The sequence below is a fragment of the Streptomyces sp. H27-H5 genome, from assembly GCF_026627505.1.
GTDB lineage: Bacteria > Actinomycetota > Actinomycetes > Streptomycetales > Streptomycetaceae > Streptomyces.
In genome coordinates, this window is the sequence record NZ_JAPNLK010000053.1 from 1 (window position 1) to 26,510 (window position 26,510).

General features: G+C 72.4%; 30 protein-coding genes and 1 pseudogene. 18 read left to right on the plus strand and 13 right to left on the minus strand.

The annotated features are described in order from the left end of the window. Positions 1–137: 137 nt before the first annotated feature. Positions 138–755 (plus strand): response regulator, encoded by a 618-nt coding sequence (locus tag OTB19_RS25090; protein ID WP_267800664.1) that lies wholly within the window; start codon positions 138–140, stop codon positions 753–755. 18 nt (positions 756–773) lie between these two features. Here OTB19_RS25090 and OTB19_RS25095 read toward each other — a convergent pair whose 3' ends face one another. Beyond that, entirely contained in the window at positions 774–1,565 is a 792-nt protein-coding gene (locus OTB19_RS25095) for a transglutaminase-like domain-containing protein (RefSeq protein WP_267800665.1), read from the minus strand. Then, positions 1,562–2,545, minus strand: coding sequence for a GNAT family N-acetyltransferase (locus OTB19_RS25100; RefSeq protein ID WP_267800666.1), 984 nt, complete (start codon positions 2,543–2,545; stop codon positions 1,562–1,564). Before OTB19_RS25100 ends, OTB19_RS25095 begins: the two co-directional genes overlap by 4 nt. Before the next feature lie 117 nt (positions 2,546–2,662). Here OTB19_RS25100 and fdxA point away from each other — a divergent pair, with 117 nt between their 5' ends. Both fdxA and dapC read left to right on the plus strand, forming a co-directional pair. Beyond that, positions 2,663–2,992 (plus strand): ferredoxin, encoded by a 330-nt coding sequence (fdxA, locus tag OTB19_RS25105; RefSeq protein WP_267800667.1) that lies wholly within the window; start codon positions 2,663–2,665, stop codon positions 2,990–2,992. 118 nt (positions 2,993–3,110) lie between these two features. Further along, a complete protein-coding gene (dapC, locus tag OTB19_RS25110) occupies positions 3,111–4,205 on the plus strand; it encodes a succinyldiaminopimelate transaminase (protein WP_267800668.1) in 1,095 nt (364 codons plus the stop codon). A gap of 89 nt (positions 4,206–4,294) precedes the next feature. Here dapC and OTB19_RS25115 read toward each other — a convergent pair whose 3' ends face one another. Both OTB19_RS25115 and OTB19_RS25120 read right to left on the minus strand, forming a co-directional pair. Next, positions 4,295–4,663, minus strand: coding sequence for an ATP-binding protein (locus OTB19_RS25115; protein WP_267800669.1), 369 nt, complete (start codon positions 4,661–4,663; stop codon positions 4,295–4,297). Between the two features lie 314 nt (positions 4,664–4,977). Beyond that, on the minus strand, positions 4,978–5,946 hold the full coding sequence (locus OTB19_RS25120; RefSeq protein ID WP_267800670.1) for a hypothetical protein: 969 nt from the start codon (positions 5,944–5,946) through the stop codon (positions 4,978–4,980). Between the two features lie 156 nt (positions 5,947–6,102). On the opposite strand from OTB19_RS25120, the gene dapE reads away from it, so the two are divergent. Continuing rightward, a complete protein-coding gene (dapE, locus tag OTB19_RS25125) occupies positions 6,103–7,182 on the plus strand; it encodes a succinyl-diaminopimelate desuccinylase (protein WP_267800671.1) in 1,080 nt (359 codons plus the stop codon). A 64-nt stretch (positions 7,183–7,246) separates the two neighbouring features. Beyond that, on the plus strand, positions 7,247–8,014 hold the full coding sequence (locus OTB19_RS25130; protein ID WP_267800672.1) for a TIGR00730 family Rossman fold protein: 768 nt from the start codon (positions 7,247–7,249) through the stop codon (positions 8,012–8,014). A gap of 13 nt (positions 8,015–8,027) precedes the next feature. Here OTB19_RS25130 and folP read toward each other — a convergent pair whose 3' ends face one another. Then, entirely contained in the window at positions 8,028–8,888 is an 861-nt protein-coding gene (gene folP / locus OTB19_RS25135) for a dihydropteroate synthase (RefSeq protein ID WP_053680480.1), read from the minus strand. A 76-nt stretch (positions 8,889–8,964) separates the two neighbouring features. Between folP and OTB19_RS25140 the strand changes: the two genes are divergently transcribed. Beyond that, the gene (locus OTB19_RS25140) at positions 8,965–9,324 is read left to right on the plus strand and encodes a DivIVA domain-containing protein (protein WP_267800673.1); all 360 of its coding nucleotides are present in this window, start codon (positions 8,965–8,967) and stop codon (positions 9,322–9,324) included. Continuing rightward, positions 9,321–9,902, plus strand: a complete 582-nt coding sequence (locus tag OTB19_RS25145; protein ID WP_267800674.1) for a DNA-3-methyladenine glycosylase I — start codon at positions 9,321–9,323, stop codon at positions 9,900–9,902. Before OTB19_RS25140 ends, OTB19_RS25145 begins: the two co-directional genes overlap by 4 nt. An 82-nt stretch (positions 9,903–9,984) precedes the next feature. Here OTB19_RS25145 and OTB19_RS25150 read toward each other — a convergent pair whose 3' ends face one another. Then, positions 9,985–10,788, minus strand: a complete 804-nt coding sequence (locus tag OTB19_RS25150) for an enoyl-CoA hydratase/isomerase family protein (protein WP_267800675.1) — start codon at positions 10,786–10,788, stop codon at positions 9,985–9,987. A 330-nt stretch (positions 10,789–11,118) separates the two neighbouring features. Between OTB19_RS25150 and OTB19_RS25155 the strand changes: the two genes are divergently transcribed. Continuing rightward, a complete protein-coding gene (locus OTB19_RS25155) occupies positions 11,119–11,286 on the plus strand; it encodes a DUF3117 domain-containing protein (RefSeq protein ID WP_003966491.1) in 168 nt (55 codons plus the stop codon). Positions 11,287–11,482: 196 nt separating this feature from the next. On the opposite strand, the gene OTB19_RS25160 is transcribed toward OTB19_RS25155, so the two are convergent. Beyond that, positions 11,483–12,145, minus strand: coding sequence for an O-methyltransferase (locus tag OTB19_RS25160; protein ID WP_267800676.1), 663 nt, complete (start codon positions 12,143–12,145; stop codon positions 11,483–11,485). Between the two features lie 189 nt (positions 12,146–12,334). Here OTB19_RS25160 and sigE point away from each other — a divergent pair, with 189 nt between their 5' ends. The 5 genes and pseudogenes from sigE (at position 12,335) to OTB19_RS25185 (ending at position 16,789) form a co-directional block, all read left to right on the plus strand. Beyond that, positions 12,335–13,114, plus strand: coding sequence for an RNA polymerase sigma factor SigE (gene sigE, locus OTB19_RS25165; RefSeq protein WP_267800677.1), 780 nt, complete (start codon positions 12,335–12,337; stop codon positions 13,112–13,114). Beyond that, positions 13,111–13,584: pseudogene (locus OTB19_RS25170) on the plus strand (zf-HC2 domain-containing protein); the annotation flags it as partial. The gene sigE and the pseudogene OTB19_RS25170, both read left to right, overlap by 4 nt. Before the next feature lie 201 nt (positions 13,585–13,785). Beyond that, on the plus strand, positions 13,786–15,306 hold the full coding sequence (locus OTB19_RS25175; RefSeq protein ID WP_267800722.1) for a S1C family serine protease: 1,521 nt from the start codon (positions 13,786–13,788) through the stop codon (positions 15,304–15,306). Positions 15,307–15,465: 159 nt separating this feature from the next. After that, positions 15,466–15,915 (plus strand): sec-independent translocase, encoded by a 450-nt coding sequence (locus OTB19_RS25180; RefSeq protein ID WP_267800678.1) that lies wholly within the window; start codon positions 15,466–15,468, stop codon positions 15,913–15,915. A 142-nt stretch (positions 15,916–16,057) separates the two neighbouring features. Further along, positions 16,058–16,789: a hypothetical protein gene (locus OTB19_RS25185; RefSeq protein WP_267800679.1), complete on the plus strand. Its 732-nt coding sequence runs from the start codon at positions 16,058–16,060 to the stop codon at positions 16,787–16,789. A gap of 64 nt (positions 16,790–16,853) precedes the next feature. Here OTB19_RS25185 and OTB19_RS25190 read toward each other — a convergent pair whose 3' ends face one another. The 3 genes from OTB19_RS25190 to OTB19_RS25200 all read right to left on the minus strand — a co-directional run bounded on the left by OTB19_RS25190 (position 16,854) and on the right by OTB19_RS25200 (position 20,040). Beyond that, entirely contained in the window at positions 16,854–18,020 is a 1,167-nt protein-coding gene (locus OTB19_RS25190) for an Mrp/NBP35 family ATP-binding protein (RefSeq protein WP_267800680.1), read from the minus strand. Between the two features lie 42 nt (positions 18,021–18,062). Then, entirely contained in the window at positions 18,063–18,569 is a 507-nt protein-coding gene (locus OTB19_RS25195) for a DUF1003 domain-containing protein (protein ID WP_420716904.1), read from the minus strand. Between the two features lie 199 nt (positions 18,570–18,768). Then, positions 18,769–20,040, minus strand: coding sequence for a magnesium transporter MgtE N-terminal domain-containing protein (locus OTB19_RS25200; RefSeq protein WP_267800681.1), 1,272 nt, complete (start codon positions 20,038–20,040; stop codon positions 18,769–18,771). Between the two features lie 245 nt (positions 20,041–20,285). On the opposite strand from OTB19_RS25200, the gene OTB19_RS25205 reads away from it, so the two are divergent. Next, a complete protein-coding gene (locus OTB19_RS25205; protein WP_267800682.1) occupies positions 20,286–21,083 on the plus strand; it encodes a hypothetical protein in 798 nt (265 codons plus the stop codon). Between the two features lie 50 nt (positions 21,084–21,133). On the opposite strand, the gene OTB19_RS25210 is transcribed toward OTB19_RS25205, so the two are convergent. Next, entirely contained in the window at positions 21,134–21,646 is a 513-nt protein-coding gene (locus OTB19_RS25210; RefSeq protein ID WP_267800683.1) for a hypothetical protein, read from the minus strand. A 95-nt stretch (positions 21,647–21,741) separates the two neighbouring features. Further along, the gene (locus OTB19_RS25215) at positions 21,742–22,857 is read right to left on the minus strand and encodes a magnesium and cobalt transport protein CorA (RefSeq protein WP_267800684.1); all 1,116 of its coding nucleotides are present in this window, start codon (positions 22,855–22,857) and stop codon (positions 21,742–21,744) included. 380 nt (positions 22,858–23,237) lie between these two features. On the opposite strand from OTB19_RS25215, the gene OTB19_RS25220 reads away from it, so the two are divergent. The 4 genes from OTB19_RS25220 (at position 23,238) to OTB19_RS25235 (ending at position 26,179) form a co-directional block, all read left to right on the plus strand. Then, entirely contained in the window at positions 23,238–23,822 is a 585-nt protein-coding gene (locus tag OTB19_RS25220; RefSeq protein WP_267800685.1) for a suppressor of fused domain protein, read from the plus strand. A gap of 84 nt (positions 23,823–23,906) precedes the next feature. Continuing rightward, complete coding sequence (locus OTB19_RS25225) at positions 23,907–24,551, plus strand: DUF6758 family protein (RefSeq protein WP_267800686.1); 645 nt, start codon at positions 23,907–23,909, stop codon at positions 24,549–24,551. 91 nt (positions 24,552–24,642) lie between these two features. Continuing rightward, positions 24,643–25,506: a PHP domain-containing protein gene (locus OTB19_RS25230; protein WP_267800687.1), complete on the plus strand. Its 864-nt coding sequence runs from the start codon at positions 24,643–24,645 to the stop codon at positions 25,504–25,506. A gap of 67 nt (positions 25,507–25,573) precedes the next feature. Next, positions 25,574–26,179 carry a MarC family protein gene (locus OTB19_RS25235; RefSeq protein ID WP_267800688.1) on the plus strand — a complete coding sequence of 202 codons (606 nt, stop codon included), beginning with the start codon at positions 25,574–25,576 and terminating at the stop codon, positions 26,177–26,179. 137 nt (positions 26,180–26,316) lie between these two features. Here the strand turns inward: OTB19_RS25235 and OTB19_RS25240 are convergent, their stop codons facing one another. Then, positions 26,317–26,469, minus strand: coding sequence for a hypothetical protein (locus OTB19_RS25240; RefSeq protein ID WP_267800689.1), 153 nt, complete (start codon positions 26,467–26,469; stop codon positions 26,317–26,319). Positions 26,470–26,510: the final 41 nt, after the last annotated feature.

Consider the following 26,510-nt stretch of genomic DNA (forward strand, 5'->3'; position numbering starts at 1 on the left):
CCTCCGCCGCGAAGTCCTCCAACTCGCCACGTACAGCCGCAATTTCGTCCGGAGTCACGCTCACTCAACGCAACACCGAACCAGAAGGACACGCTCAATCACAGCCGACCTGACCAAGCCCTACTAGGATCGACCCCATGACCTCACGGCCCATCAGGATCCTCCTCGCCGAGGACCAGTCCATGGTCCGGGAGGCGTTGGCCGCGTTGCTCGGCCTCGAACCCGACATCGAAGTCCTCGTCCAGGTCGCGCGCGGCGACGAGGTGGTGGCCGCGGCCCGCGCCCACGACGTGAACGTCGCCCTGCTGGACATCGAGATGCCCGGCATGACGGGCATCGAGGCCGCGGCCGCACTGCGGGCGGCCCTGCCCGGGCTGCGCATCGTCGTCCTCACCACCTTCGGCCGCCCCGGCTACCTGCGCGGCGCGATGGAGGCGGGAGCCTCCGCGTTCCTCGTCAAGGACGCGCCGGCCGCGCAGTTGGCGGACGCGGTACGCCGGGTCCTGGCGGGGGAGCGCGTCATCGACCCCACCCTGGCGGCGGCGGCCCTCGCGGAGGGCGCGAACCCGCTGACGGACCGGGAGCGGGAGGTCCTGCGGGCGGCGGAACGCGGCGCGACCAACGCGGAACTGGCCGAACGCCTGCACCTGTCCCCGGGCACCGTGCGGAACTACCTCTCGACGGCGATCCAGAAGCTCGCCGCCCGCAACCGCGCCGAAGCCATCCGCACGGCCCGCGAGAAGGGCTGGCTCTGATCGGCCCCGGTCCGGTCCTCAGTTCAGGAGGGCCCGGGCCGACACGGCCTCCGCGCGGATCCGGGCCGCCGCCCCCACGTCCACCGCGTCCACCACCTCCGCGTACGCCTCCAGCTCCACCGCCCCCGTCACGAACTCGCCCCGCTCCACCAGCAACCGCCCCCGCTCGTAGCGCAGCGACGCCGGGTGCGACGGCAGCAGCAGCGACAGGTCCAGCGCCCACAGCGCGACCGCCGAGTGCTCCGGCCGGGTCGAGGCCCACGCCCGGATGTTGTTCAGGATCCGCAGCACGACGTCCAACGTGCGCGCCGGAGTCCTGGGCTCTGCGGCCGACTCCGCGGGACCGGCGCCCAGCGAGGCGCCCCCCGCGAACGGGTCCACGACGACCCCCTCCTCCGGGTCGCCGAAACCCACCACGAAGTGCCCCGGCAGGCCCAGCCCGTACACCGGCGCGCCCGCCCGCCGCGCCACCTCCAGCCAGACCACCGACAGCAGGATCGGCAGGCCCCGGCGGCGCCGCAGCACCTGGTGCAGCAGGGAGGACGACAACCGTTCGTAGTCCGCCGGCGTGCCGTGGAAGCCCAGCCGGCCACCCAGCAGCTCCGTCACGGCCGAGGCCCACGCCCGCCCGCCGCGCAGGCCGTACGGCAGCATGCCCGCCAGCCTGTCGAGCTCGATCTGCGCCCAGTCGATGCCGCGCTCGTCGAGGTCGGGGTCGGCCTCCGCCGCCAGCAGCAGGCACAGCAGGGCCAGGTCCGGCCGCTCCGAGCGGGCCTCCTCCGCGAACCGGGCCCGCGACGCGGAACTCACGCCGCCGCCCGGAAGTGGTGGTAGGCGTGGTGCGTCGCGAAGCCCAGGCCGTCGTACAGGGCCCGCGCGCCCGGGTTCTCCGCCTCCACCTGGAGCCAGGCCGCCGAGGCGCCCTCCTCCAGGGCCCGCCGGGACAGCGCCGCCATCACGGCCGTGGCCAGGCCCTGCCGCCGGTGCTCAGGATCGACGTCCACCGCGCCGAAACCGGCCCAGCGCCCGTCCACCACCATCCGCCCGATCGCCCGGCCGCCGCCCAGCACGGCGAACCACACCGAGGGCCCCTCGACCAGCATCCGGCGCGCCAGGTCGGGGTCGCGGACCTTCCCGTAGCGGGACAGCCACCGCTCGTCCGGGGCGCGCAGCAGCCGTACGTCCGACACGTCCGCGTCCACGTCCGCGATCGGCGCGAGCGCCCCGATCCGCACCTGCGCCGAGACCTCGTTGACCCACCCCAGCCGCTCCAGCTCCGCGCACAGCAGCTCCTGGGTCCCCGCCGCGCCCGTCGCGGCCTGCACATACGCCGGAAGTCCGCGCTCCGCGTACCAGGACGTCACCCGCGCGAGTGCTTCCGGGACGGGTATCCCCGGGTCACCGAGCGGAAGCACCGAGTTGGCCCGCCGGGTGAAGCCCCCGGCCGCACGCAGCGTCCACGCGCCGAGCGGCTCGCTCTCCAGCGGCTGCCAGGCCCGCGCCGTCACCCGCGCGAGCTCCTCGAAGGAGGCCGCGGGACCCCTGCGGCGGGCCGGCGCGGCGGGCACCGTCTTGCCCGCCACCAGCGAGGATTCCGCGATGCGGACGGTCGTGCCGTCCTTGCGTGTGATCGTGAGCACACCGTCGTTCCAGGATGTGAGAACCCCGATGGTGTCCGTGAACGAGGGGGAGCCGCTCCGCCCGTCCTCCACCCGTCGTACAGAGACTCGTTTACCCACGTCAGCAGCGGTGATACGGATCTCCAGCAGCCCACCGGCAGTGATTTCCACAGCTCTGTCCGCCCCTCCTGTTCGGATCGTGCCCGGGAACGGAGATACTAGGTGCGGGCATCGACGACGCCGCGCTCCCGCGCGATATGGAAAGCCCTACCGAGGAGGAACGAGAGCGTGACCTACGTCATCGCGGAGCCTTGTGTCGACGTCAAGGACAAGGCATGCATCGAAGAGTGCCCCGTCGACTGCATCTACGAGGGCCAGCGGTCCTTGTACATCCACCCGGACGAGTGCGTCGACTGTGGTGCGTGTGAGCCGGTCTGCCCGGTCGAGGCCATCTTCTACGAGGACGACACTCCGGAGGAGTGGAAGGACTACTACAAGGCGAACGTCGAGTTCTTCGACGAGCTCGGTTCGCCCGGTGGTGCCTCGAAGCTGGGCCTGATCGAGCGCGATCACCCCTTCGTCGCCGCCCTGCCCGCGGACATCAACGCGTCGCACTGACGACGCCGGTCCAGGCAAGGCGCGTACATCCTCGGTCCCGTTCGGCTGCCCGCCGCGACGGGACCGAGTCGTTCCGGCCGCACGCGGCGCCCCGTACCAGCAGAAAGCAGAGACCACCGTGGCCGCAGTATCCGACCGTCTTCCCGCCTTCCCCTGGGACAAGCTGGAGCCGTACAAGGCGACGGCGGTCGCCCACGCGGACGGGATCGTCGACCTGTCGGTCGGCACGCCCGTCGACCCGGTCCCCGAGGTCATCCGGCGCGCCCTGATCGAGGCCGCGGACTCCCCGGGCTACCCGACGGTGTGGGGCACGGTCGCCCTGCGCGACGCGATCACCGGATGGCTGCGCGGACGCCTCGGCGCGAGCGCCGCCGGACACCGCAACGTGCTGCCGGTGGTCGGCTCCAAGGAACTGGTGGCCTGGCTGCCGACCCAACTGGGCCTCGGCACGGGCGACAAGGTGGCCTACCCCCGGCTCGCCTACCCGACGTACGAGGTCGGCGCGCGCCTGTGCGGCGCCGAGGCCGTCGTGTACGACGACCCGACCGAACTCGACCCGGCCGGCGTGAAGCTGCTGTGGCTCAACTCCCCGTCCAACCCCACCGGCAAGGTCATCCCCAAGGAAGACCTGATCCGGATCGTGGCCTGGGCGCGCGAGCACGGCGTCCTGCTGTTCAGCGACGAGTGCTACCTGGAACTGGGCTGGGACACCGACCCCGTCTCGGTCCTCCACGACGACGTGTGCGGCGGCTCGTACGAGGGCATCGTGGCCGTCCACTCGCTCTCCAAGCGGTCCAACCTCGCCGGGTACCGGGCCGCCTTCATCGCCGGTGACGCCGCGGTGCTGGGCGAGCTGCTGGAGATCCGCAAGCACGGCGGCATGATGACCGCCGCCCCCGTACAGAACGCCGTGGTCGCGGCCCTCGGCGACGACGCCCACGTCGCCGCGCAGCGCGCCCGCTACGCGGCCCGCCGCGACGCGCTGCGCACCGCGCTGGAGGCGCACGGCTTCCGCATCGAGCACAGCGAGGCCGGCCTGTACCTGTGGGCGACCCGCGACGAGCCCTGCTGGCAGACCGTGGCCCACCTCGCCGAGCTGGGCATCCTGGTCGCCCCGGGCGACTTCTACGGGGAGGCGGGCGCGAACTTCGTCCGCGTCGCCGTCACCGCCACCGACGAGCGGGTCGAGGCCGCGGTCAAGCGCCTCGGCTGAGCCGGGAGCGGCCCGCGGGGCACCGCGGACAGCCCGAGGGGCCGGGAGTTCGTGCTCCCGGCCCCTCGGTGTTCTCGTCCGCGCGGTGGTCAGCCGCCCAGACCGCCGGCCAGCGGCAGGCCGCCCAGCGGGAGGGTCTCGGCCGAGGGCAGCCCGGAGGTGGGCAGCGCGTCGGTCGGCAGCCCCGAGGTCGGCAGGCCCGAGGTCGGCAGGCCGGCCAGCAGCGGGCCGGCCGCGCCGGTGAGTTCGGCCGGGGCGGCCTTCGTCACGGCGTCCGTGGCCGTCGCGGCGGTGTCGCCCGCGCCGGCGGCGGCGTCCGGCGCGGTGAGCGCGCCCAGTTGCGGCACGGACTCCAGGCCCGCGGCGCTGGCCGCGCCGGCCGCACCGACCACGGGAGCTGCGCCGGCTGCGAGGAGCAGCGCGGCACGGGCGATCCGACGGGTCAGGGGGAGGGACATGTTGCTCCTAAGCGGTAGCGGCTGAGTACGCCGTGTACAACCGCTCATGGGGCGGGCGAAGTTGCGGACGCGTCGGGTAAAGGATCAGTAACGCATCGTTTAATCGGCTTCCGGGAAAAGCGCACCGGACACGCGCCCACCAGGCGTTCCGTCCGACCGGACCCCCCGAGGTCCCCCGAACCGGTCACCCCCGTACGAGGGACGTCCCGCACGCCCGAACGAGCCCCTGATCGAGGCCGTGAACGAGCCGGTGAACGAGCCCCCGGTCGCGCCGCCTTCGACCGGCCTCGCGTCGTGGCGTTCGACGGACCTCCTCAGCGCGCCAGGAAGATCCGCACCCCGTCGGAGCCCGCGGCGGGCGCATCGCCGGCCACGCCCCCGGCCCCCGTCCCGCCCTTCGCCCGCCACCGGCCGTCGGACTCGCCCGCGACCCAGCTCCCCGGGGCGTACGACACCCGCGCGATGCCCATGTCGCGCGCGTGCGCCACCGCCCACTGCGCCACCAGCCGGTTGCGCCGCCGCTCGGCCTCGTCGGTGCCGCGCGTCGGCGCGACCGCGACCTCGCTCTGCCCGACCGGACCGGATTCCCCGGCGGTCGCCGGCTCGGCGCGGGCGTCGAGCCGCATCTGCTTGCCGAAGATCCGCGTCAGCTCCGTCCGCACCCGCTCCGGATCGCCCGGCGCGGTGGGAGCGGGACCGCCGCAGTCCACCGAGCCCTCGCCGCCGAACGCCGCGGTCAGCACGACCGCGTCCGGCTCGTGCTTCGCGTACGCCTGCGGGAAACCACTGAGCTGTACCTTCTGCGCGGCCACCGTCAGGGGGAGCCGCGAGTACCCCTTCACCTCGGCGAGCCGGTCGTAGAAGATGCCCGCCGAGTACACCGGGTCCATGATCTGCGCCGCGGTGCCCCAGCCCTGCGAGGGCCGCTGCTGGAACAGCCCGAGCGAGTCCCGGTCGCCGTGGTCCAGATTGCGCAGCGCCGACTCCTGCATCGCGGTCGCCAGCGCGATCGTCACCGCCCGCTCCGGAAGCCCCTTCGCGATGCCGACGGCGGCTATCGTCGACGCGTTCGCCGCCTGCTCCGGGGACAACTCGTAGGACTGGCCCGAGCCGTCGTCGCCGCCCGCCCCCGAGGTCCGGGCCGTGCAGTACGGGGGACCGTCACCGCCGGTCGACTCGTACTGGACGACGAGGTAGCCGCCGAGCGCGAGCAGCACGAGCAGGCCGGCGACCTTGGGCCAAGGCCGACGGCGACGCGGACGGGGGTGATCGGTGCGGGACACGCGGCCCACCGTACTTGAGGCGGGTGACGGGCTCCCCTGACGAGTCCCCCGACTTCGGAACGGGCTTCGAGGCGGGCCCTCGGGGAGCCCTTCGGGACGCGTCCACCCGACGGACGGACCGGGCCCCGCGGCGACCCGGGCGTTAGGGTCGGTTCCATGTCCCCATCCGAGCTGGACCTCACCCTGGACGCTGCCGAGCTGACCGCCCGGCTCGTCGACATCCCTTCCGTGAGCGGCGACGAGAAGGTACTCGCCGACCTCGTGGAACACGCGCTGCGCGGCCTCCCGCACCTCACCGTCGACCGCTTCGGCAACAACGTCGTCGCCCGCACCCACCTCGGTCGCGGCGAACGCGTCGTGCTCGCCGGGCACCTCGACACCGTGCCGATCGCCGACAACGTCCCGTCCCGACTGGACGAGAACGACGTCCTGTGGGGCTGCGGCACCACCGACATGAAGTCCGGCGTCGCCGTGCAACTGCGCATCGCGGCCACCGTGCCCGAGCCGAACCGGGACCTCACCTTCGTCTTCTACGACCAGGAGGAGGTCGCCGCCGACCTCAACGGCCTGGGCAAGGTCGCCGAGGCCCACCCCGACTGGCTCGTCGGCGACTTCGCGGTCCTGCTCGAACCCTCCAACGCCGAGGTCGAGGGCGGCTGCCAGGGCACCCTGCGGGTCCTGCTGCGCACCAGCGGCGAACGCGCCCACTCGGCGCGCAGTTGGATGGGCTCCAACGCCATCCACGGCGCGGGCCCGATCCTTGCCACCCTGGCCGCGTACGAACCGCGCAAGCCCGTCATCGACGGGCTGGAGTACCACGAGGGCCTCAACGCGGTCCGCATCGAGGGCGGCGTCGCCAACAACGTCATCCCGGACTCCTGCACGGTGACGGTCAACTTCCGCTACGCCCCCGATCGGGACGAGGCGGAGGCCCTGGCCCACGTCAAGGAGGTCTTCGCGCACTGTGACGTCACCGAGTTCGTGGTCGACGACTCCTCCGGCGGCGCCCTGCCCGGCCTCGCCCACCCGGCGGCCGCGGCGTTCATGGAGGCCGTCGGCGGCCGGGCCATGCCCAAGTTCGGCTGGACGGACGTATCCCGCTTCAGCGCCCTCGGCGTCCCCGCGGTCAACTACGGTCCGGGCGACGCGCTGCTGGCCCACAAGGTCGACGAGCGGGTCGAGACGAAGGCGATCCTGCACTGCGAGGAACGACTCCGTGCCTGGCTGACCTCCTGAATTCCGCTTCTCGTCACCTTTGTGCGCCTACCCTGATCCAACGATCAGCAGGAGGGAGCACATCATGGGCAACCCCGGCAATCCCGGCGGGAACGCTCGTCGTCGGCCCGAGGAGCAGCAGCTCGGCCCGGTGCTGCGCAGGCGGAGTCAGGTCCAGGCGGGCAGTACGACGGACCAGCGGCTGCTGGACTCGGCCGGACCCTCCGAATGGGTGCACACCGATCCCTGGCGGGTCCTGCGCATCCAGTCGGAGTTCATCGAGGGCTTCGGCACGCTGGCGGAGTTGCCGCCGGCGATCAGCGTGTTCGGATCGGCCCGTACTCCGGTGGACTCGCCGGAGTACGAGGCCGGCGTACGGATCGGGCACGCGCTCGTCGACGCCGGCTTCGCCGTCATCACGGGCGGCGGCCCCGGCGCCATGGAGGCGGCCAACAAGGGCGCCCGCGAGGCCAACGGCATCTCGGTCGGCCTGGGCATCGAGCTGCCCTTCGAACAGGGCCTGAACCAACACGTCGACCTGGGCCTGAACTTCCGTTACTTCTTCGTCCGCAAGACGATGTTCGTGAAGTACAGCCAGGGCTTCGTGGTCCTGCCGGGCGGACTCGGCACGCTGGACGAGATGTTCGAGGCGCTGACCCTGGTCCAGACGCAGAAGATCACCCGCTTCCCGATCGTGCTGTTCGGCACGGAGTACTGGAGCGGGCTGATCGACTGGCTGAAGAACACGGTGATCGCGCAGGGCAAGGCCTCCGAGCGCGACCTGTACCTCTTCCACGTCACCGACGACGTGGACGAGGCGATCGCGCTGGTGACCAAGGAAGTCGGCAAGTAGGTCCGTCGACGCGCTACGCGAGTCCCCGGCGGGCGACCGCCGGGGGCCGCAGCCCCTGGATCGAGCGCACCATGTCCAGGACCTGCCGTGTCTCCGCGACCTCGTGGACCCGGTAGACCTGCGCGCCCAGCCAGGCCGAGACGGCCGTCGTGGCCAGGGTGCCCAGCAGGCGCTCCTTGACCGGCTTGTCGAGGGTCTCGCCCACGAAGTCCTTGTTGGACAGGGAGACCAGCACCGGCCAGCCGGTGTCGGTCATCTCCGCCAGGCGCCGGGTGGCCTCCAGCGAGTGGCGGGTGTTCTTCCCGAAGTCGTGACCCGGATCGATCATGATCGCGTCCCGCCGGACGCCCAGCGAGGCCGCCCGTTCGGCCAGCCCCACCGTGACGCGCAGGATGTCCGCCATCACGTCCTCGTACGAGGTCCGGTGCGGGCGGGTGCGCGGCTCGACCCCGCCGGCGTGGGTGCAGACGATGCCGACGTCGTACCGGGCGGCGACCTCCGCCAGCCGGGGGTCCACCCCGCCCCACGCGTCGTTCAGCAGATCGGCGCCGGCCTCGCACACGGCCTCGCCGACCTCGTGCCGCCAGGTGTCCACGCTGATCACCACGTCCGGGTGGCGTCGCCGCACCTCGGACACGAACCCGACGGTGCGGCGGGCCTCCTCGACCGCGTCCACGTGCTCGCCCGGCCCGGCCTTGACCCCACCGATGTCGATGATCGCGGCGCCCTCGGCGACCGCCTGCTCGACCCGGTCCAACGCGGGCTCGTCGCGGAACGTCGCGCCCTGGTCGTAGAAGGAGTCCGGAGTCCGGTTCACGATGGCCATGATCACCGGCTCGTCGGTGTCGAACTCGCGCCTGCCCAGTCGCAGCATCCCGCTCTTTCCTCCTTCGGCGACCCTCTCGCCTCGTCTGTGACCTTAACCTGGTGCCCGGAAGCCTCTCAGGGAGATGATCGTGTTCTGGTTCTTGCTGATCGCGCTGGTCGTGGTCGTCGCCGCGGTCACCCTCGCGGTCGTCGGTGGAGGTGCCGAGGCGGTCCTGCCCGAGGCCGAGCCGGACCGGGTGGCCGACGGGCTGCCCGAGGCCCGCCCCGTCGCCCGGACGGACATCGACGCGCTCCGCCTGCCCGTCGCCCCGCGCGGCTACCGGATGGCCGAGGTCGACGACGTACTGGACCGGCTGGGAGCCGAGCTGGCGGAGCGCGACGCGCGGATCGCGGAACTCACGGCGCGGCTCGCGGCCGCGCCCGAGGACGCCGCGCCCCCCGCCGAGGCGGGCCGGGTGGACCTCGGCAAGGACGGCCGATGACGGGCTCCGCGGTCATCGGCCCCGACGGCGACCCGCGCTGTCCGTGGGCCGTGTCCACCGAGGACTACCTCGACTACCACGACACGGAATGGGGCCGCCCGGTCCACGGGGACGACGCGCTGTACGAGCGGCTGTGCCTGGAGGCGTTCCAGTCGGGCCTGTCCTGGATCACGATCCTGCGGCGGCGCGAGGGCTTCCGGAAGGCGTTCGCGGACTTCGAGATCGCGGCCGTGGCACGGTTCGACGAGAGCGACGCGGCACGGTTGCTGCTGGACGAGGGCATCATCCGCAACCGGCTGAAGATCGAGGCCACGCTGGCGAACGCGCGGGTCCTGGCGGGCTGGAAGGAAGGGCGGCTGGACGAGCTGATCTGGTCCCACGCCCCGAAGCGGCCGGGTCGGGCGCCGAGGACCGTCGCCGACGTCCCGGCGATCACCGACGAGTCCACGGCCCTCGCGAAGGAACTCAAGAAGGCCGGCATCCGCTTCGTCGGCCCGACCACCGCCTACGCCCTGATGCAGGCCTGCGGTCTGGTCAACGACCACCTCGCCGACTGCGTCTCCCGCGACGGACCCTGACCGCACCCCGGCCGCCGACGCGCCGACGCGCCGGCGGCCGGGGCGCGGTGCGTGCCTGATCGGCCGACCGCCGGTCGGCCGATCAGCGACCCAGGTACTTCGGGGTCTCCTTCGCCAGGAACGCCCGCACCGCGATCCCGTGGTCCTCGGACGCCCCGGCACGCGTCTGGAGCTCGTCCTCGCGGGTGAGGGCCTCGGAGAGGCCGTGGGAGGCCCCGTACGCCAGGGACTCCTTGAGGGCCGCGTAGGCCACCGTGGGACCCGCCGCGAGGGCGCGGGCCACGGACTCGGCCTCGGCGGCCAGCGACTCGGACGGCACCAGGCGGTTCGCGATGCCCAGCTCGAACGCCTCCTTCGCCTTCACGGACCGCGGGAAGAGCAGCAGGTCACAGGCGCGCGAGGCGCCGATCAGGCGCGGCAGGGTCCAGGACACGCCCGAGTCGGCGGTCAGCGCGACCCCCGCGAACGAGGTGTTGAACGACGCCGTGTCGGCCACCACCCGGAAGTCGGCCGCCAGCGCGAAACCGAAGCCGGCCCCGGCGGCGACACCGTTGACGCCCGCGACCACCGGCTTCGGCATCCGCGTGAGCGCCCGCACGATGGGGTTGTAGTGCTCCGCGACCGTGCTCATCGTCAGCGACGAACCGGTCTCGCGGTCGGCGGCCAGGTTCCCGATGTGCTCCTTGAGGTCCTGACCGACGCAGAAGGCCCGGTCGCCGGCCGCGGTCAGCAGGACCGCCCGTACCGCCGTGTCCGAGCCGGCCTCCTCGACCGCGTCGCGCAGGGCGACCTTGGTCTCGGTGTTCATGGCGTTCATCGCGTCGGGCCGGTTGATCGTGATGGTCGCGAGTCCGTCGGTCACTTCGTAGAGCACGCTGTCGGCCATGGCGGGGGTCCCCCTTCGTCGCGGGTTTGGCTACCGGCCGGTATCGGTCGGTGCAAGGGCCAGCATGGCGGACCCGAACCCGGCCGGGCATGTGATGTGCGTCAATAAAGCCGACGGCTCTTGCCGGGGCAGCGGCGAAGTATCGCAGGCGGGTCCCCGAAATGAGTGGTTTTGGTCAAGCGCGTTGCAGAAGCGTTCCCGACCGATGTTGGTCATCGGGTCCTGACATGCGGGATAATGGCCGGGAAGCAATGTGTTCGATGCCGGGTATTAGGCGCCTGAATGGGGCCGTCGGCTGACGATGAGCTGGTTTCAGGAAGGGGAACGAGCATGGCGGCCATGAAGCCGCGGACGGGCGACGGCCCGCTCGAGGTCACCAAGGAGGGGCGGGGCATCGTCATGCGCGTACCGCTCGAGGGCGGCGGTCGGCTCGTCGTCGAGCTGACTCCGGACGAAGCGGACGCCCTGGGTGACGCCCTGAAGAAGGTCGTCGGCTAACCGGTCGGCAGTACTTTCACCATGCATTCTCTGCACTGCCCCGGCCGCGTCACGCGGCCGGGGCAGTGTTGTTCCCGGGGCGTGGTCGCGAGGTCGCGCCGACACCGGTCCGGGGGCGCGCGCCGTGCCCGGGGCGCGCGGCGACATCCGTTCCCCCGCGGCGGCGTCGTTCCCCGCGGCGACCGGGCGCGGCGGATCAGCGTCGGACCGAGCACAGCAGGCCGTCGCCCACGGGGAGCAGCGCGGCCTCCAGGGCGGGGCTCTCACGGACGGTGCGCAGCAGTTCGCGGACCCGGAGCACCTCCACGGGCTGGGCCGCGGAGTCGACCGTGCGGCCGTCCGAGAAGACCCCCTCGAAGCACACCAGCCCGCCGGGCCGCAGCAGCCGCAACGATTCCGCGAGGTAGTCCAGGGACTCGGAGGGGTCCCCGTCGCAGAAGACCAGGTCGTACCCGCCGTCGGCGAGCCGCGGCAGTACGTCCAGCGCGCGGCCGGGGATGAAGCGGGCCCGGTTGCCCGCGAAGCCGGCGGCGCGGAACGCCTGGCGGGCGAAGGCCTGTCGGTCGGCCTCGGGATCCACGGTGGTCAGCACCCCGTCGGGGCGCATCCCGTGGAGGAGGTGGATGCCGGAGACGCCGGTGCCGGTGCCGATCTCGGCGACCGCCTTGGCGTCCGCGGTGGCGGCCAGCAGACGCAGCGCTGCCCCGGTTCCGGGGGAGACCGAACGCAGTCCCGCCTCCCTGGACCGGTCGCGGGCCCATCGCAGAGCGTCGTCCTCGGCGACAAACGCGTCGGCGAACGCCCAGCTCGTCTGCCGGTTGCCGCTAATGACCCTCTCCTGTCCCCATAGTTGGCGCAACGGTGACTGTATCCGTTGACGTCGGGAACCCGCAGATGGGACCGGGCGTTGAAAGAGGTGTGCGCGGGACGGACGTCGGAGGTCGGCGAACACCCGTGGACGAGACGGCGAGCGGGGGCGTCGGAAGGCCCGCGACCCGTGCAAAGTTACTGCAAAGATCTTTATCCGGAGCTGACGGGAGGGGTGGCTATGGTAGGGACTCCACTGGACACCACCAGAGCCGACAGGGGAGGTGCGGCTGCGCCTGTGGATCGTGGGGGCGTGCTCAGACGCCTCTTCTGGTCGGCCGGCGAGCCGAAATCCGTGACCGACATTGCTGACCGCTTCCACACCGCCGCATCCGCTACCACCGCGACCTTTGCCGCCGATGCGGGCTCGCAGGCGTGGACCCCTCCCTCGTGGGAGGAGATCGTCAGCACGCACAGTGCGCGGGTCTACCGTCTCGCCTACCGCCTGACGGGCAACCAGCACGACGCCGAGGATCTGACGCAGGAAGTCTTCGTCCGCGTCTTCCGCTCGCTGTCCACGTACACGCCCGGCACGTTCGAGGGCTGGCTGCACCGCATCACGACGAACCTCTTCCTGGACATGGTGCGCCGCAAGCAGCGGATCCGCTTCGACGCGCTCGGTGATGACGCCGCCGAGCGGCTGCCCAGCCGTGAGCCGTCCCCCCAGCAGGTGCTGCACGACACGCACTTCGACGCGGACGTGCAGCAGGCGCTGGACACCCTCGCCCCCGAGTTCCGCGCGGCCGTGGTGCTGTGTGACATCGAGGGCCTGTCGTACGAGGAGATCGCCGCCACGCTCGGCGTGAAGCTCGGCACCGTGCGCAGCCGCATCCACCGCGGCCGCTCCCACCTGCGCAAGGCGCTCAAGCACCGGTCTCCCGAGGCCCGTGCGGAGCAGCGCGCGCTGGCCGGGGTGGCGGTGGGTGCGCCGGGTGCCGGGGGAGAGGGCGGAGCCGAGTGACCGGAGCCCGACCGTCCCCCGCCGAACTACATCTGGGCGACCGTCTCGCCGCCCTCGTGGACGGCGAGTTGAGCCATGACGTGCGCGAGCGGGTGCTCGCCCACCTGGCCACCTGCCCCAAGTGCAAGGCCGAGGCCGACGCGCAGCGTCGGGTGAAGAGCATGTTCGTGGAGAGCGCGCCCCCGCCGCTGTCCGCGGGACTGCTGGCCCGCCTCCAAGGCCTGCCGGGTGGCAATCCCGACGGCCCGCCGCCGCCCTCCGGCCCGCCGGGCGCCGACCCGTTGTCCTCCTTCGGGTACGCCGCACCGGCGCCTTCGCGCGAGGGTTTCCGGATCCATGAGATGGGGCGACCCAGACGTCGCTTCGCGTTCGTCGCCGCGGGAGCCGTGTCGTTGGCCGCGATCGCGCTCGGCGGGTCGCTGCCGCTGGACGCCGTCGAGCCGAACGCCCGGGGAGACGCGCCCGCCACCCGGCCCGGGCCGTACGCGCCGTTGACCGACGCCGTGGTCCGTGACCGGCTGCCCAGCCCCGGCGGCCTGCCCACGCTGACCTCGCCCGGCCCCACCGTGTCGGCCCGCCCGGCGGTCTCGCTGTCCCGGTGACGACCCCCGCCCCGTGCCCCGTCGTTCGCGTCGCGGGTTCGGGGGCGGGGCTCCCCCCGATGGCCGGACCTGGTTGAATCGGCGGCAGATGCGCCGCCCGGCGGTGCGACAGGTACGCGGGGAGCGCGCATGTCCGACAGCCAGCAGACCGATGCGTCGCGGGCGCCACAGTGGTGGAGCCGGCCCGACGGCCCTGCGAAGGCGCGTCCGGCGGAGGTGCCCCCGCAGCGCTCGGACCCGGAACACGGGGCCCTGCCCCACCCGGACGCCGCTCCCGATCATGACGCCGCTGCGGACGCGACCGCCGCTCCGTACGCGAAAGCCGCTCCGGACCCGGACACCGCGACCGTGATCGGTGCCGAGGCCGGTCCCGAGGTCGATCCCTTCGGCGAGGCCGATCCCGACGCGGGCCCCGAAGCCGCGCCGCGGTACGACCCCTGGGCCGCCCGGCCGCTGCACGTGGTGGACCGGGGTCCGGAGCCGCGCGGGTTCCGGATGTGGCAGGTGGTGGCCCTCGCGGTCGGCGTCGCCCTCCTCGCCGGCGGCGTCGGCGGCTACCTGGGCGTCCTCGCGGAGCGCCGCAGCAGCATCCGCCTCGAACTCCCGCAGGCCGCCGTCGACTCCAAGGGGCGGGCCCCCGACAGCGTCGCCGGGATCGCCGCCTCGGCGCTGCCCGGTGTGGTCACCCTCCACGTCAGCGGCGGCGGGGGCAGCGGCACGGGCACGGGCTTCGTGCTCGACCCGCAGGGACACATCCTCACCAACAACCACGTCGTCGCGGACGCCAAGGACATAACGGTCACCTTCAGTACCGGGGAGAGCGTGCCCGCCCAACTCGTCGGCCGGGACGGCGGCTACGACCTGGCCGTGGTCAAGGTCGACGGGGTGCGGGGCCTGCGGCCCCTGGCCCTCGGGAACTCCGAGAACGTCAAGGTCGGCGACCCGGTGGTGGCCATCGGAGCCCCCTTCGACCTCTCCAACACCGTCACCGCGGGCATCATCAGCGCCACCGGCCGCCCCATCACCGCGGGGGGCGACAAGGGCGACGGCAGCGACATCAGCTACGTCGACGCCCTCCAGACCGACGCACCCATCAACCCCGGCAACTCCGGCGGCCCGCTCCTGGACGCCCGCGCCCACGTCATCGGCATCAACAGCGCCATCCGGGGCGCCGACAAGAGCGCGGACGGCGACGAGGACGACCGCCAGAGCGGCAGCATCGGCCTCGGCTTCGCCATCCCCGTGAACCAGGGCAAGCGGGTCGCGGAGGAACTCATCAGCACCGGGCACGCCACCCATCCGGTCATCGGAGTCACCCTCGACATGCAGTACAAGGGCGACGGAGCCCGTGTCGGGACCAAGGCCGGGGACGGCAAGCCCTCGGTCGTCGCCGACGGGCCGGGAGCCCGCGCCGGGATCAAGGCGGGCGACGTGATCACCAAGGTGGACGGGCAGCGGGTGCACGGCGGGGACGAGCTGATCATCAAGATCCGGGCCCACCGGCCGGGGGATTCGCTGAACCTGACCGTGCTGCGCGACGGCAGGGAGCGCACGCTGGACGTGGTGCTGGGTTCGGCCGACGGCTCGTGACACCGGGAGCCGGCTCGTGACACCGGGAGCGCGCCCGACGCCCCCCCGGCGCCGGACGGCGACGAAAGTGGTACCCGTGCGGTACGGGCGTATGGGTCCCGAGGCATCGCCGGGTACCGTTGTCCTGGCCCGACGTGAAGAGAGCCGAGGAGCGGCAAGGTGTTCAACGACATAGGCGCACTCGAACTGGTCACGATCGTCGTGCTGGCCATTCTCGTGTTCGGCCCGGACAAACTGCCGAAGATGATCCAGGACGTGACCGGGGTGATCCGCAAGATCCGGTCGTTCTCGGACAGTGCCAAACAGGACATCCGCTCCGAACTGGGTCCGGAGTTCAAGGACTTCGAGTTCGAGGACCTCAATCCCAAGACGTTCATCCGCAAGCAGCTGACGGAGAACGAGGACCTCAAGGACATCCGCAGCAGTTTCGACCTCCGCAAGGAGCTCAACGACGTCACCGACGCCGTGAACGGCAAGGAGCCCGCCGCGCCCGCGACCCCGTCCGCGGCCGCCGCCGCGCCCGCCGCGAGCACCGGACCCGACCTGCTGAAGAAGCCCGCCGCCCCGTCCCCCGAGCAGCGCACTCCCTTCGACGCCGACGCCACCTGAGCCGCCGCCTGCCCTGCGATCCGGAGTCGGATGGCTATCCTCCATCTGTCCGTCCGGACGCAGGACGCCCGAGGGAGGGGGTCCCCCCAGCGAGTCGAGGGGGAGGGCCGTTCCGGACCCCAGGGAACGAGAGGCCGCCCAGATGGAGACGACGAGCAGTAGCCGGGTAGGCACACAGCCTGCCGAAATCCCCGCCGAGGTGCCCGCGGACGACCCGCAGGCACGGCAGGACCCGCAACAGAGCCCCGCGGCCGCCCAGGAGGGCGCCGGCCCCGCCCCTGCGGCCCGTCGGGCGGCGGAGGGGTACCTGCGGGCAGACTTCCCCTGGTACGGCCTGGACGGGGCCTTCACCGGCCCCCGCTGGCTGATGCAGGTCGGCACCGCCGCGGACGGGACCGTGGAGCACGGTTCCACCGGCCACGGTGACGAGCCGTCCGTGCGCGGGGAGATCGCCACCGGCGAGAAGGAACGCTTCGCGGTGGTGATCACCGTCGCCAGCAACCCGCTCCGCCGCAGCGCCGACGGAACCGGCGTCCTGGAGGCCACCTCGGTCTCCTCGGCCGCCTGGCTGGCCGGCTCGGGCCTGCTGGCCTACAGCTGGCCCGGCCAGATGGACCACAGCCTGCGCGACGACTGGCTCGACCAGCAGACCGAGGCGGCCTGGGAACTCGCGGACGACCTCGACGGCGAGGACTGGTCGACGCTGTCCCTGCCGGTGGACGGGGAGCCGACGCCGTTCCACTACCGCGAGTCGGAGTTCGGCTGGGTGCTCGCCGGCTCCCGGGGCGGGGTGCACCTGGGCGCGTACGGGCGCGGCATGAGCGCGTACGGGCTCGGCTTCTCGGTGATCGGGGACCTGGACGCCTACCGGTAGCCACCGGGCGGCCGCGCCGCCACGACGGCGACGCAGGGAGCGAACGCGAGAAAACGGGGGAGGCCTAGAACTTGTTGCGCGGGGTGATCCCCAGCGACATGCCCGAGAGGCCGCGGGCCCGCCCGCCGAGCTTGCCGGCGATGGCGCGCAGGGCCGCGCCGGCGGGGGAGTCGGGGTCGGACAGGACGACGGGCGTGCCGTCGTCGCCGCCCTCGCGCAGCCGGACGTCGATCGGGATCGAGCCCAGTACCGGCACCGAGGCGCCGACCGTCTTCGTCAGCCCGTCGGCGACCTTCTGCCCACCGCCCGAGCCGAAGACGTCCACCATCTCGTCGCAGTGCGGGCACGGCAGGCCCGACATGTTCTCGACGACACCGACGATCTTCTGGTGGGTCTGCACGGCGATCGAACCGGCCCGCTCGGCCACCTCGGCGGCGGCCTGCTGCGGGGTGGTCACCACGAGGATCTCGGCGTTCGGCACCAGCTGGGCCACCGAGATCGCGATGTCGCCGGTGCCCGGCGGCAGGTCGAGCAGCAGGACGTCCAGGTCACCCCAGAACACGTCCGCCAGGAACTGCTGGAGCGCGCGGTGCAGCATCGGACCGCGCCAGACCACCGGCGCGTTGCCCGGGGTGAACATGCCGATGGAGATCACCTTCACGCCGTGCGCGGAGGGCGGCATGATCATGTTCTCGACCTGGGTGGGGCGCCCGGCCACGCCGAGCATGCGCGGCACGCTGTGGCCGTAGATGTCCGCGTCGACCACGCCGACCTTCAGGCCGTCCGCCGCCATCGCCGCGGCGAGGTTCACCGTCACCGAGGACTTGCCGACGCCGCCCTTGCCGGACGCGACCGCGTACACACGGGTCAGCGAGCCCGGCTTGGCGAAGGGCACCTCGCGCTCGGCGGTGCCGCCGCGCAGGGTGTTCGCCAGGTCCTTGCGCTGCTCGTCGCTCATCACGTCGAGGGTGACGGCGACGGAGGTGACGCCCGGGACGCGTTCGACGGCCTCGGTGACGTTCTTGGTGATGGTCTCGCGCATGGGGCAGCCCGACACCGTCAGGTAGACGGTGACGGCGACCGCGCCGCCGTCGCCGATCTCCACCGATTTGACCATGCCGAGCTCGGTGATCGGCCGGTGGATCTCGGGGTCGTTCACCGTCGCCAGCGCGTCCAGGATCGCGTCCTGCTCGGGCACGGCGGCGTCGGCGGAGCTTGTGTCGGTAGCCATGACCCGATGGTACGGCTCGCCGGCACGCCGCCGGTAAGCCCGTCAGCGGTCGCCTTCGTCACGTTCGGGGGCCAACAGCCGCCGTTCGTCCATCTCCTTGATCAGGTCCTGGAACTCCGACCTGATCCAGTCGCGCGTGGCGACCTCGCCCAGGCCCATGCGCAGCGAGGCGATCTCCCGCGTCAGGTACTCGGTGTCGGCGATGGACCGCTCGTTCTGCTTGCGGTCCTGCCCCAGGTTGACCCGGTCCCGGTCGTCCTGCCGGTTCTGGGCGAGCAGGATCAACGGGGCCGCGTACGAGGCCTGGAGCGACAGCATCAGCGTCAGGAAGATGAACGGGTACTCGTCCCACCGCAGGTGCGCGGGCGCGAAGATGTTCCACAGCACCCAGGCGATGATGACGATCGTCATCCAGACGATGAACCGGCCCGTGCCCAGGAACCGCGCCACCTTCTCCGACAGCCGCCCGAAGGCCTCCGGGTCGTACTCGGGCAACAGTCGGCGGCGCGCCGCCCGCGGCTGGTCCAGACGGACGCGCGAACGCGTCAGCGCGCTCGACCCGGACGGGGCGCTCCCCTTGGACCGGTCGGCGGAACGTTCCGGTCGGTCGGCCCGCAGCCGCTCCGCGGCCTCCTCCAGCCGGTCCGACAGGCCCTCGCGGGCATGGTCGCGCCGCTCCCGCCGCTGCTTGCGCGCGGCATCGCCGCGCGGGGCACCGGCGCCGCGGCCCCGATCGCCACGCCCCCGCTCAGTGGCCACTCACGGCCTCCTCGGAATGGAAGTCCGTCTCCCGCCAGTCGTCCGGCAGCAGGTGGTCGAGCACGTCGTCGACGGTCACCGCGCCCAGCAGCGAGCCGCTCTCGTCGACCACGGGCACCGCGACCATGTTGTAGGCGGCCAGGTAGCTGGTCACCACCGGCAGCGAGGCGTCCGGCCGCAGCGGCGGCAGGTCGGTGTCCACGATCGAGCTGACCAGGGTGAACGGGGGATCGCGCAGCAGCCGCTGGAAGTGCACCGTCCCCAGGTACTTGCCCGTCGGCGTCTCGTCCGGTGGCCGGCACACGTACACCTGCGCCGCCAGCGCCGGCGACAGGTCCGACTGCCGTACCCGGGCCAGCGCGTCGGCGACCGTGGCGTCCGGGCGCAGCACGATCGGCTCCGTGGTCATCAGACCGCCCGCCGTGCGCTCCTCGTACGACATCAGACGGCGCACGTCCGCGGCGTCGTCCGGCTGCATCAGCGTCAGCAGCCGTTCCTTGTCGTCCTCGGGCAGCTCGGACAGCAGGTCGGCCGCGTCGTCGGGGTCCATCGCCTCCAGGACGTCGGCCGCGCGCTCCTCCTTCAGCTTGCCGAGGATCTCCACCTGGTCGTCCTCGGGCAGCTCCTCCATGACGTCCGCGAGCCGGTCGTCGTCGAGGGCGCTGGCGACCTCGGCGCGGCGCTTCGGCGTCAGGTGGTGCAGCACGTTCGCCAGGTCGGCCGGTCGCATCTGCTCGAAGGTCGCCACCAGGCTCTCGGCGCCCTGCCCGTGCTCCTCCAACGAGAACCCGCTCACCGCGGACCACTCCACCGTGAGGGTCTCGCCGCGCCGGCGCAGCGCGCCCGCCTTGCCCTTGCGCACGAAGATCCGGTCGATCTCCCAGTCCCGGCGGGCGGGCAACTGCTGGACGGCCACGTCCAGGACGGTGACCTCCTCGCCGGTCGCGGTCAGCCGCACGCGCCGGTCGAGGAGCTCGCCGAGGACCAGCCGCTCGGTGGGGCGCTGCTCGAAGCGCCGCATGTTGACGACACCGGTGGTGATGACCTGCCCGGACTCCACGCCCGTCACCCGGGTCATCGGCAGGAAGATGCGCCGCCGGCTGACCACCTCGACGACCAGGCCCAGCAGCCGCGGCGGGCGACCGCCGACGCGCAGCATGGCGACGATGTCGCGGACGCGGCCGACCTGATCGCCGTTGGGATCGAAGACGGGCACACCCGACAGATGCGAGACGAAGATCCGCGGGGCGCCTGCAGCCATCCGAGCGCCTCCTAGAGCGTGAACCAACCGTCGATCAAGAGTCGTGCCGAGCCTCAGGCTAGCCCGTGCCGCCGGAAAGCGTCCTGGTGGGGCCGCCCGGCCGGGGGTGGCGCAGCCGTCCGAGCCGTGCGGGGGGCCGCCCCGCGGGGCCCCCGCACCCCTCTCGGGACGCGGGCGCGGGCCGCGAGGGGTGGGCGGGTACGCTGCCTGTCGCCCCCAGAGGAACCACCGAGAGGCACCCGCCCGTGACCGCCAACCTCCCTGTCGCACGGCTGCGCCGGGCCGCCGTCGCCGGCGTCCTGTGCGCGGGCCTCGCCGTCTCCGCAACGGGCTGCGGCGGCGGCAGCGGCGAGGATCCCGACAAGGGCACCAACGGGGTCGGCAAGCTCTCCGCCGACAAGATCGAGGCGCAGGCGCGGACGGCGGCGACCGCCGCCTCCTCGGTGCATTTGTCCGGCACCCTGGTCAGCGGCGGCAAGTCCTTCACGCTCGACATGCGCCTGAAGTCCGACGGCGGCACCGGCGAGGTGAAGTCCCAGGAGGACACCTTCCAGCTGCTGCGCGTCGGGGAGCAGCTCTACCTGAAGGCCAGTGCCGCCTTCTGGGGCGAGTCCGACTCGGCCGGCAAGCTCGGCGACAAGTTCGTGAAGGTGCCCGAGAGCGACCCCACCTACAAGCAGTTCCGCGGCTTCACGGACATGGGCGTCCTCCTCGACGGGCTGCTCGGCCTCGACGGCAAGCTCACCAAGAGCCCGTACAGCAAGGTCGGGCAGGCGCGCGTGGTGCCGCTCCTGGCCGACGGAGGCAAGGGCGGTCGCCTCTCGGTGTCCCTCGACGGCACCCCCTACCCGCTGCTCATGGAGCGCGCGGGCGGCGCCGGCCGGGTGGAGCTCGCGGACTGGGGCCAGACCTTCCCGCTGGATCCCCCCGCGAAGGACCAGACCGTCGACTACGGGTCCCAGTTGCCCACGACCAGGAACCAGGGCGGCGTCAAGCCGAGCCCGAGCGGCAGCTCGGGCCAGGGCTCGAACCCCGGCGGCTGACCGGCCGCGGACCCTCGGCTCACCTTCGGCGTGTGGTCACGGCCCGAGGTTCAGCGCGCGGCCTTGCGCCGCTTCAGCAGCAGCTTCGGCAGCCCCGCCGGGATGGCCCGGCGGGTCGTCGCGGGCGAGGGCAGCGGGGCCGCGGACAGCGACCCGGCCGGCAGCGCGTCCCGTACGGCCTCGGGCTCCAGGCGCAGCAGCCGGCACTCCCGCGCCCACCGCTCCGTCATCAGCTCGGAGTCGGGGGCGTTCAGCCGCTTGCCCTTCAGCTCGGCCACGGCGGCCTGCCACTCCTCGCCGCGCGGCGGGAGTTCGCGCACGGTCGCCGTCCAGGCGACGAGCCGGCCGCCCTTGTCCTTGCTGCGTACGGTGACCTCGGCCGTCGAGCCGTCCGCGAGCCCGGGGAACGGCTGCTCCCCGGGTCCGTCGCCGAGCACGTGCGCGGCGCCGTCCACCCAGGCGTGCCACAGGGCTCGATCGGCCCCGGAGCCGCGGACCCAGATCAGTCCGGACTTCTTGCCGGCCTCCTCGACGAGGGCCAGATCGAACGTGCTGAGAGTCATGGGGACAGCGTAGCCGGCCGCGGTCGGTTCGCAGGGCGGTGTCCTGTCGGTCGGGCCGGGCTCCTCGGATCCGGGCCCGATCGACAGGACATCCCCTACAGCCAGCCGTGGCGCCTGAGGGCCCGGTGGATGGTGAGGCAGGTCCCGACGATGGTCACCATCACCATCGGGTAGCCGTACTTCCACTGGAGCTCCGGCATGTGGGCGAAGTTCATCCCGTACACCCCGCAGATCATCGTGGGCACGGCGATGATCGCCGCCCAGGAGGTGATCTTGCGCATGTCCTCGTTCTGGGCGACGGTCGCCTGCGCGAGGTTGGCCTGGAGGATCGAGTTCAGCAGTTCGTCGAAGCCCACGACCTGCTCGTGCACCCGCGCCAGGTGGTCCGCGACGTCGCGGAAGTACTTCTGGATGTCCGGGTCCACCAGCCGCATCGGGCGCTCGCTCAACAGCTCCATGGGTCGCAGCAGCGGGGCGACCGCCCGCTTGAACTCCAGCACCTCGCGCTTGAGCTGGTAGATGCGGCCGGCGTCGCCGCCGCGCGTGGCGCCCTTGGCGGGCGCGGCGAAGACCTCGCTCTCCACCTCGTCGATGTCGTCCTGGACGGCCGCCGCGACCGCGATGTACCCGTCGACGACGTGGTCGGCGATGGAGTGCAGCACGGCGGAAGGTCCCCGGGCCAGCAGCTCGGGATCGTCCTGGAGGCGGTGCCGCAGGCCCTTGAGGGAGCCCTGGCCGCCGTGCCGGACGGTGATGACGAAGTCGGGGCCGGTGAAGCACATCACCTCGCCCGTCTCCACCACCTCGCTGGTCGAGGTCAGTTGGGCGTGGTCGACATAGTGGATCGTCTTGAAGACGGTGAAGAGGGTGTCGTCGTAGCGCTCCAGCTTCGGCCGCTGGTGCGCGTGCACCGCGTCCTCCACGGCGAGCGGGTGCAGTCCGAAGATGGCGGCGATCCCCGCGAACTCGGACTCGGTCGGCTCGTGCAGGCCGATCCAGGCGAACCCGCCGTCCTCGCGGACCCGACGGATCGCCTCACGGGGCGTCAGGCATCCGGGTCCGGGTGCGCGCCGGCCGTCGCGGTACACGGCGCAGTCGACGACCGCGCTGCTCGCGGACGGGTCACGGGTGGTGTCGTAGCCGGCTTGCGCGGAGGTGGACCGGCGCAGGGCCGGACGGACGGCGGCACGGAGGTAAGGCAGCATCGACATGGCAGGCTCCTTCGCGCGCACGGCTGCGGACCGTACGGGTGGGAGACCCTCCGCGGCTGCGAGCGGGCGGGCAGGCCCCGGCAGGCGGAAGGAGGAGGACGGAGAGGACTGAGTTCTGCCGTCGCTCTTCTACTGATCGGAAGATCACAGGGGGCGGTGTGCGCCCGGCCTGACAGTGGAAGAGCGATTGGTACTGCACGATCGACTTCGATCCATTGCAGCCCCACCTCCTCCGGCCGGTCCCCCGTGGGGGACGTCCTGTCGTCCGGCCCTTGAAACAATGCTTCTGCATGCGGGCCGAACCAGCTGTCAACACTATCAGCCGACGGATGGTCAAGACCCGCCCTTTACCCGGGGGATACGAGTTCTATGCTCGCTCCATGGCAGAAATTCTGGCTCTTGTGGAGGCCCGGCTGCGGACCGCGTTCGGTGAACCCGACGCCCGCGCCGCCGTCACCTTCCTGGGCACCGATCGCATCGAGGTCCTCCGTTTCGCCGAGGGCGACCTCCTGCGGTACGCGACCCTCGGCATGTCCGCCCACCCGATGACCGACCCCACCGCCGTGGTCGCCGACCCGGTGCGCGGTCCGCGCGCCGAGCTGGTGCTGACCGTCCGAGGGGGCCTCGCCCCCACCGACCGGCTGCTGCGACCGCTCGCCGTGCTCGGCGCGTCCCCCGTCGTCGAGGGCCTGATCGTCGCCCCGGGGGCCTCGCTCGACGTGGGCGAACCGCTCTGGGAGGGGGCACCGTTCACCTCGGTGCTCGTCGCGGAACCGGGCGGGCTGGTGCCCGACCTGGAACTGGACGAGCCCATGGACCCCGTGCACTTCCTCCCCCTCCTCCCGATGACGGCGAACGAGGCCGCCTGGAAGCGGGTGCACGGCGCCGCGGCGCTCCAGGAGCGCTGGCTCGCGCGCGGCACGGATCTGCGGGACCCTCTGCGTAGCGCCGTCGCACTGGACTGAGCGCCGCCGGTAGCGGGTACGGATGGGATCCGGACGGGTGATCGCGTCTTGACGGGGCGCCGGGCGGGGAGGAGCGTGCTTCCTATGAGGGGCGAACCGAGTTGCCCGAAGTGCGGTGGCCGGGTCCGCGCACCCGGTCTTTTCGCCGACTCCTGGCAGTGCGCGGTACACGGCGCCGTCCATCCCTTGCAGCCCGTCATCCCGCCGAGCGTCGAGGGCCTGGGCGTGGTCGTCCACCGGGCGCAGGTGCCGGTCTGGATGCCCTGGCCGCTGCCGGTCGGATGGCTGTTCACCGGGGTCGCGGCCGCCGGTGACGACCGCAGCGGGGGCCGGGCCACCGCCGTGGCCTGCTCGGGCCCCGGGCCCCTGGGTGGCATCGGCGAGCTGCTGCTGATCGCCGAGGAGCTGGGCGTCGGACTCGGCGCCCGGTACGCGGGGATCGACGCGCCCGACCCGGGCCCCTACATGGACGTCTCCGGTCCGCCGCACGCCAAGGTCGTCGCCGCCGGCCGGCCGACACCGCTGTGGCACGTCACCGGCGCCCCGGACGACCGGGCCGTCTTCGCCGGCGAGGCGCGCGGGTTGTGGCTGTGGGCGATCGTCTGGCCCGAACAGTCGGGGCTGCTGATGTACGACGAGCTGGTCCTGACGGATCTGCGCGACGCGGGCGCCGAGGTCGAACTCCTTCCCTGCGGCGCCCTGAGCCCCCGGATCCTCGGCCCGTCCTGACCGCCCCCGCCGTGCGGTGGGGCCGTGGGGCCCGCGGGGCTGGGTATTCTGGAGTGTCCCCCCGCCCGTACGAGAACCATGGAGCACGGCTGTGCGCATCGACCTGCACGCCCACTCCACGGCATCCGACGGCACCGACACCCCCGCCGAACTGGTCCGCAACGCGGCCGTCGCCGGGCTCGACGTGGTCGCGCTGACCGACCACGACACCGTCGGGGGATACGCCGAGGCCATCGCCCACGTGCCGGCCGGCCTCACGCTCGTCACCGGGGCCGAACTCAGCTGCCGTCTCGACGGCGTCGGCATGCACATGCTCGCGTACCTCTTCGATCCCGAGGAGCCCGGGTTCGCCCGTGAGCGGGAGCTGGTCCGCGACGACCGCACCCCCCGCGCGCAGGCCATGATCGGCAAGCTGCGGGACCTCGGCGTGGACATCACCTGGGAGCAGGTCGCCCGCATCGCGGGCGACGGCTCCGTGGGCCGTCCGCACATCGCCACCGCCATGGTGGACCTGGGCGTCGTGCCCACCGTGTCCGACGCGTTCACCGCGGACTGGCTCGCCGATGGCGGCCGCGCCTACGCCGGCAAGCACGAACTCGACCCCTTCGACGCCGTCCGCCTCGTCAAGGCGGCCGGCGGGGTCACCGTCTTCGCGCACCCCGCCGCGGTCAAGCGCGGGCAGGTCGTCCCCGAGGCCGCGATCGAGGCCCTGGCGGCCGCCGGGCTGGACGGCATCGAGGTGGACCACATGGACCACGACGCGGACACCCGGGCCCGGCTGCGCGCACTGGCCGCGGACCTGGGCCTGCTGACCACCGGGTCCAGCGACTACCACGGCACCCGCAAGTCCTGTCGCCTCGGCGAGTACACCACCGACCCCGAGATCTACGGCGAGATCACGCGCCGTTCCACCGGGGCGTTCCCCGTGCCCGGCGCCGGCGGACCGCTCGCGTAACGAGGACCCGTTCCTCGCCCGCCCCGCCCTCTCTTCGCTTCACCCCTCTCTCCTGCAAGGCCTCACTGTGTTTGATTTCGCCGTCTTCGGATCCCTTTTTCTCACCCTTTTTGTGATTATGGACCCCCCCGGGATCACGCCGATCTTCCTCGCCCTGACCTCCGGGCGGCCCGCGAAGGTGCAGCGCCGCATGGCCTGGCAGGCCGTCTGCGTGGCCTTCGGCGTCATCGCCGTCTTCGGTCTCTGCGGCCAGCAGATCCTGGACTACCTGCACGTGTCCGTGCCGGCGCTGATGATCGCCGGTGGTCTGCTGCTCCTGCTCATCGCCCTGGACCTGCTCACCGGCAAGACCGACGAGCCCAAGCAGACCAAGGACGTGAACGTCGCCCTCGTCCCGCTCGGCATGCCCCTGCTGGCCGGGCCGGGCGCGATCGTGTCGGTCATCCTCGCCGTGCAGAAGGCGGACGGCGTCAGCGGTCAGGTCTCCGTCTGGGCGGCGATCATCGCCATGCACGTCGTCCTGTGGATCACCATGCGCTACTCGCTGGTGATCATCCGGGTCATCAAGGACGGCGGCGTCGTCCTGGTGACGCGGCTCGCCGGCATGATGCTCTCCGCCATCGCGGTCCAGCAGATCATCAACGGCGTCCTCCAGGTCGTGCACACCTCCTGATCCCATCCGCGCGGACGAGGCCCCGACACCACGGCGGCCGGCCCCGGCGACACACATGCGAATGCCCCGCACCGGATCGGTGCGGGGCATCGGTGTCCATGCACGCGGCGGCCGTCAGGCGGCTCGCGTCAGGTGGGTCAGGAGGTCGCCGTCTCGGCCGGTCGGATCAGAATGCGCTGGCCGACAGACGCGGCCTGCTGCACGATCCGGTTGACGGAGGCCGCGTCCACGACGGTGCTGTCCACGGCGGATCCGTCGACATCGTCCAGGCGCAGAATCTCGAAGCGCACGGGCTTCTCCCTTCGTCGGTGTTCTCCTTGCACAGGGTTAA